Source organism: Microvirga sp. jy35 (assembly GCF_056148915.1).
This window is the reverse complement of sequence record NZ_JBWBEW010000088.1, coordinates 1-5,795: the sequence shown is the minus strand read 5'-3', so window position 1 is coordinate 5,795 and position 5,795 is coordinate 1. Positions and strand designations below refer to the sequence as shown.

The following is a 5,795-nucleotide window of genomic DNA, read 5'->3' as shown; positions in this document are numbered from 1 at the left end:
CGACGGCGCTTAAACAGAGACAACTGGACGGCTCCTCAATTAGCCATCCCTCGCTACACTGCCAAGGTTAATGCAACGGTGCCGTTCATACGGCGTATCAATCCTGTGATAGGTTGCGTCACGATACTTGGGACATCACGCTCTGAGCCAAGCAGCCTACTGTTGCCTTGGAAGGCCGAGCGACCAATGCACTACTACTTTCACTTGGTGAGTAGCCAGCAGATCATCCTCGACACTACAGGGGTCGAGATCAGCGATCCTGCGACAGTGCAGTACATGGTGCGCCGGTTGATCCATGAGGTTCAACAGGAGCCTGACCACATCACCAAAGACTGGCAGGGCTGGCGGATCGATGTCGAGGATACGTCCGGCAATGTCGTCCTATCCGTCCCCTTGGACACCAAGCTGCCATAACTATCACAGTAGACTTACGTGGTGCCGATTCCATAGCGCCGCTTCTGCGCATTACGCACTCATCCAGATTAAGCGACTGGGCCTCGTCAGACTATTTTTTGGATGCTGCGACACGAGCGAGTTCTGCTCTGATCGCTTTGGCTGCGCTAGTCCCAATGCCTGGTATCACCCGTTCGATCTGGTCAGCCCCAGCCCTGAGCTGATCGATGGCTGAAATGTTCCGTTCTGCCAGCGCTTTCCGAACGTTATAGGGCAGACGCAGTTCAGGAATCGGCCCCTTGCAGTCTTCAAAGTAGGGTTTGCTCACTCCATTAACTCCTGATCCTAGTCACCGCCTCGCCTTCAACAGGCGTTCCGCTACCGGAAGACCGGCGATACACAATGGTAGGATGTTCCGCTGGTAGTGGGTGAGTAGGAGGTCTTAGGGGATCGTTGTACTGATCCAACCAGCGGGTCAGCTGTTGAAGGATCCAACGTTTGGTGCGTCGTGCTGAGGATCGTTTCATCACCACCTCTCAGTGACCCAGAGGGTTAACGAGCGAGCAACCCCGCGAGGTTGCTCTCGCCCTAGGCAATGCTGAAGGCGGTAACGTTCAGGCTCGAAACCTCGTCCATCGTCAGTAAGGTCGCCTCAAAGCCAACATAGGCGTCCCCACCGTCGGCTTCGATCTCAAAACCGAAGTTTACGGCATTGCCATTAATGGTTGCCTCGTCGCCCACCTCGTCCGGTTCCACTACAGGCTCAGTTGTGGTCGTGCCGGTGGGCAGGCTTACCTCCTCATCGAGGTCAAACACAGTCGTGGTGGAGGTCGCTGTTGTGGTGATCAGGTCACCGCTTTGCTCGGTGTTGGATGAGTTCACCGTCGCCGTCTCCAAGACGTCTTCGCCCTCCACATTGATATCGGTGATGGCCGTCGCGATGGGCTCGCCATCGGACGATTGGGCGGTCGCCGTGAGGGTCGCCTCGCCGGAGACTGTGGTGACCGGCCCATCATCCGTGGTGGTGACCGTGATCCCCCCGGTGATGCGGGTACTGTCCCCACTGGCCACCGCACTCCCGCTGATGGTGGTCTTCAGGCCTGTCGAAGCGGTCAGTCGAGCGATAAGCTCAGGTGGAAGATGAAGAGCTGATAGATCAATTGGCATGACTGTATCCCCGTCTTATCTGATGCAGTGATAAAGCACCCCGTTTAATCGAGGGACCTGTTCATGCGGTGGATCGCCGGAGGCGCAGGCTCTCCGACTTTTGAGTATGGGTTAACCAAGGAGCGTACACCCCTGAACCCACAGATCCCGACAAGACGAAACGAAGCCACCAATCTGCCTGACCTGATTGAGTACTGTCCCCAGCCTATTCTGCGCTTCTTCGGCCCTAAGATCCGACCGAAGAGGGGAATGGATGCGTGGAATCCTACGTCCGATGCATTCAAATCCTACGTCCTGTGCGTTCTTGGATGCGTTGCCACCGACTGTTAGCCTATGGAGGCTTTTGCTGTAGTGGGAAGATGAGGATGGACGAGATCGGATTCTACATCGTAGAAGCGCCTGCTATCATTGGCTATACGGTTGATATGCCAGACTGTAGCATACCAGGGCCTGCTCCCCTCGATTATACTGTTAGCAAGCCAGACTGGGGCGTAGGAGACTCTGCGGTCATCACGCCTTCGGACGAGGATGTGCGATTTGGTGCACTGCTGGATATGCTCAGCAACGGCAACGGCTTCAGCACTAGTTTCGTGGCGATCGATGAGAACGGCAAGGCCGATATTGAATTCTATCTTGACATCGATGGGGATGGGTAGCGGGAAACGTACACCCGCGCAGAGCTATTGGGAAAGTACACCGGCACGGACCAAGTTGTCGGTTAGCGGTCGAGGTCAGGCTCTGAAAGCCTCTCAGACTTTAGCTGTTGAACAAATGCAGGAATCTTGAAGTTGTCGGGCCAAGCCAATCTTGGCAGCGCTTCACGAAGATAGGGGACAACAATGCCTCTCTATTACATCGATGTTAGGCGCCACTTTAGGACGATTGAGGATTCCTTTGGGATTGTCCTGCCGACCATCGCAGCGGCCCATCTCAGCTTGGACAGCTGAGATGGGCCAACCAGTCTGCTTGGCTGAAGTGTACGCCTCTTGATTGAGCGCCCTTTGATAAATCAAAATGCCTCAATTAGATCAAAATTCAATAAGTAGATGGAGCTTACGAGAATATAAATACAAATCACGAGGCGACATGTGTCATGTTTGTGATAATTTTCTTTGCGGGAATCGGAGAAATTTTTTTATGTTTACTTGCCTATCCGTATGGATGGCCGGCAATACTTCTGGCATACATAGGATGAGGTACAATTTTCCCTGTTCTCGGAGCGCTTTTATGTTATGGAAGGCGCACTGGGTACAACGATACAGGCTGTTCTGCTGATAGATTTACTCCAAGTCCACCGGCGACAAATCCTATAATATCAGAGGCGGCGCTAATGGCGAATGACGCCATGCTTAGAGGATCACACAACTTACACTCCGGTTACTTTGATAAGACCGGATCTTCTTAGGTCTGATCCACCCCCATTGAATTGGTCCACCCTGAAGTATGTCTCGAGGCTCACATGGACCTGCCCCCATATGTGATCCACGGGCTATGCAACCTTCCGGGCTTGGTAAGTTTGTTGGGCGAAGGCGCTCGGGGTCAAGCCACCGAGCGCTGTGTGCGGCCTGGTCTCATTGTAATCTCTCCTCCAGTCTTCAATCCGCTCCCTGGCATCGGCCATGGATAAGAACCAAGAGGCGTTCAAGCACTCCGCCCTTAGGCGGCTGTTGAACGCCTCGATGTACGCGTTGTCCGTGGGTGTTCCGGGCCGCGAGAAGTCGATCTCCACCCGGTTCAGATACGCCCACTGGTCGAGCACTCGACCGGCAAATTCCGGGCCATTGTCCACGCGCAGGCTCTTCGGCCGACCGCGGCTTCTGGCGATCTCATCAAGGGCCTCGACGACTTGGTAGGCACGGAAACTCACTCGTGGGACGATCGCCAGTGACTCGCGCGTATGGCAGTCCACTACCGTCAGGATGCGGAATGCACGCCCGTCGAAAAGCTGGTCGGCCATGAAGTCCATCGCCCACACCTCGTTGGGTCCACCCACCTCCGGCCGGCCCTGCCGGTAGCGCCAGGCCCGCTTGCGCTTGGGTGCCTTGGGCCGGATTGATAGCCCTTCCTCCCGGTAGAGGCGGTAGGTGCGCTTGTGGTTCACCGGCCAGCCCTCCCGCCGCAGCAAAATGTGCAGCCGACGATAACCGTAGCGCACTCGGGCTGCTGCCAACTCCTTGAGACGCATGCGCAGCTCGACCTGCGGATCCGACCGCTTGCGGTAGCGCTGTGAGGAGCGCTGGAAGCCAGTGGCGGAGCATGCCCGCCGTTCGCCGATGCCATAGGCCTTCTGCAGATGGCCTGCGACCTCACGCCGAACGACGGGCTTCACCACTTTCTTTTGAGCACATCCTGCAGCATGGTCTTATCAAGGGTCAGATCCGCTACGAGCCTCTTGAGGCGGGCGTTCTCATCCTCGAGCTGCTTCAGGCGCCGGATCTCGGCCACGCCCATGCCGGCAAACTGCTTCTTCCACCTGTAAAACGCCGGTTCGGTGATGCCCATCTTGCGGATCACCTCAGACACCGGCGTGCCGCCTTCTGCCTGCCGCAGCGCGAAGGCGATCTGCTCTTCCGTGTAGCGCGTCTTCTTCATGGCACTGACCCTCCTCAAGCATCAAAATGCCCGAAAAAGTTGTCCTCCAAATGGACCAGTTTGGCGGGTCAGGACCAGTCTCAGACCATACTGCGGAACAGGTGATGTCATGTCTGGATGGCGCCCGTTTGGCAATGTGATTGTTGATGACGTTTGGGCCTAGCGGGGCGGGTGCTGTTGGGGTGGACGGCCCCCTTACGGCATCGCTGTGCCAGCATGAGGTCGTTGCAGATCTCAGACACAGGAGACCGTCCATGGACCAGATTATCCGCATCGGAATGGATACGTCAAAGCACGTCTTCCAGCTGCACGGGGTGAATGCCGCCGAGGAGCCCGTCCTGCGCAAGAAGCTGCGGCGCCAGGACCTGCTCACCTTCTTTGGCAAGCTTCCGCCTACCGTGGTGGCCCTCGAAGCCTGTGGAGGCTCGCATCATTGGGCGCGCGTGTTGCAGTCGTTAGGGCATCATGTGAAGCTGATTGCGCCCCAGCTGGCCAAGCCGTACGTCAAGCGTGGCAAGAACGATGCCGCTGATGCCGAGGCGATCTGCGAGGCGATGAGCCGGCCCACCATGCGCTTCGTGCCGGTCAAAACAGCGGACCAGCAGGCTGCTCTCATGCTGGTGGGGGTGCGCAATCGGTTGATCCGCCAGCGCACCCAGCTGATCAACGTGATCCGCGGCTACGCGGCGGAGTTGGGCTCATTGCCCCTAAAGGGCTGTGCCGGATCGAGCCCCTTCTGGAGCGGGTCAAGACCGAAGAGACCTTACCGGCTCTGGCCCGGGAGCTGTTTGAGATGCAGGCCGCGGAATACGCGCGCTTGCAGGCCCAACTGGAGGAGGTTGAGGATCGCCTCATGGCCTGGCACCGCGCCCATGACGCCAGCCGACGCCTGGCCCGGATTCCCGGGGTGGGGCCGATCGGCGCCGCCATGCTGGTGATGAAGACGCCCTCACCCGAGGCTTTCCGGTCAGCCCGCCACTTTGCCGCCTGGCTCGGCTTGACCCCGAAGGATCATTCGACGGCCGGCAGGGTGCGGCATGGGGTGATCACGCGCGCTGGCGACGAGGTTCTGCGCAGCGTGCTGGTGGTTGGGGCCACGGCGGTCATCCGGCAGTTGCGGCGCGGCCAGAGTGCGCCCGCTTTGCCCTGGCTGGTGGCGTTGCTCAAGCGCAAGCCGCCCAAGCTGGTTGCCGTGGCGCTGGCCAACAAGATCGCCCGGATTGCCTGGAAGCTGATGGTGACAGGGGAGAGCTACAGAACCCCAACGTCGGTGTCGGCAGCGGCGTGTGCTGTTTAGGGATCGGCCCGACATGAGATCTTATCGAGCGCTCTCATGGTGAGCTGGTGTCGGACCTTGCAAGGAAGCGAACAGATGGTGTGATCGATCGATCCAGACGGTGAGACACTCCGCACATGACTGTGGTCTGGGAAGGCCGCGGTACTATTGGGAACTCACAGAGCGGATGCCATCTTGGCCAGCGGTCATGTGCGACTGCAATGAAAGGCCGGACATATGACCGCAAGCGATCCGATCAAAACACTGTCCGTCACCCTTGCGAGGCGGGGGCCGTTCTCTAATCGCGGGTCTCCAGTCAAGCGCAAACAGCTCTGGCACCTTTGCTTCTCCCCGGATCACGGTTCTC

Annotated in this window: 5 protein-coding genes and 1 pseudogene; 3 read left to right on the top strand and 3 right to left on the bottom strand. The window is 58.0% G+C overall.

The features are described 5' to 3' along the window. Nucleotides 1-414 (top strand): DUF6894 family protein (locus AC0QTX_RS27060; RefSeq protein WP_474606888.1); only part of this gene is annotated, 414 nt, incomplete at its 5' end. Nucleotides 415-505: 91 nt separating this feature from the next. On the opposite strand, the gene AC0QTX_RS27055 is transcribed toward AC0QTX_RS27060, so the two are convergent. Both AC0QTX_RS27055 and AC0QTX_RS27050 read right to left on the bottom strand, forming a co-directional pair. Beyond that, nucleotides 506-721, bottom strand: a complete 216-nt coding sequence (locus AC0QTX_RS27055) for a hypothetical protein (protein WP_474606887.1) — start codon at nt 719-721, stop codon at nt 506-508. A 260-nt stretch (nt 722-981) separates the two neighbouring features. Then, complete coding sequence (locus AC0QTX_RS27050; RefSeq protein WP_474606886.1) at nt 982-1,560, bottom strand: hypothetical protein; 579 nt, start codon at nt 1,558-1,560, stop codon at nt 982-984. 365 nt (nt 1,561-1,925) lie between these two features. Here AC0QTX_RS27050 and AC0QTX_RS27045 point away from each other — a divergent pair, with 365 nt between their 5' ends. Next, nucleotides 1,926-2,216 carry a hypothetical protein gene (locus tag AC0QTX_RS27045; protein WP_474606885.1) on the top strand — a complete coding sequence of 97 codons (291 nt, stop codon included), beginning with the start codon at nt 1,926-1,928 and terminating at the stop codon, nt 2,214-2,216. Between the two features lie 833 nt (nt 2,217-3,049). Here the strand turns inward: AC0QTX_RS27045 and AC0QTX_RS27040 are convergent. Continuing rightward, nucleotides 3,050-4,152, bottom strand: a protein-coding gene (locus tag AC0QTX_RS27040) for an IS3 family transposase (RefSeq protein WP_474606884.1) whose coding sequence is annotated in 2 segments (ribosomal slippage) — nt 3,050-3,906 and nt 3,906-4,152 — 1,104 coding nt in all. Because the reading frame shifts where the segments join, the coding sequence is not laid out codon by codon here. 254 nt (nt 4,153-4,406) lie between these two features. On the opposite strand from AC0QTX_RS27040, the pseudogene AC0QTX_RS27035 reads away from it, so the two are divergent. Then, nucleotides 4,407-5,449, top strand: a pseudogene (locus AC0QTX_RS27035) (IS110 family RNA-guided transposase). Nucleotides 5,450-5,795 lie beyond the last annotated feature (346 nt).

Coding starts and splice junctions, on each gene's coding strand:
- AC0QTX_RS27050 (WP_474606886.1), bottom strand. CDS start 1,560: ATGCCAATTGATCTATCAGCTCTTCATCTTCCACCTGAGCTTATCGCT.
- AC0QTX_RS27045 (WP_474606885.1), top strand. CDS start 1,926: ATGGACGAGATCGGATTCTACATCGTAGAAGCGCCTGCTATCATTGGC.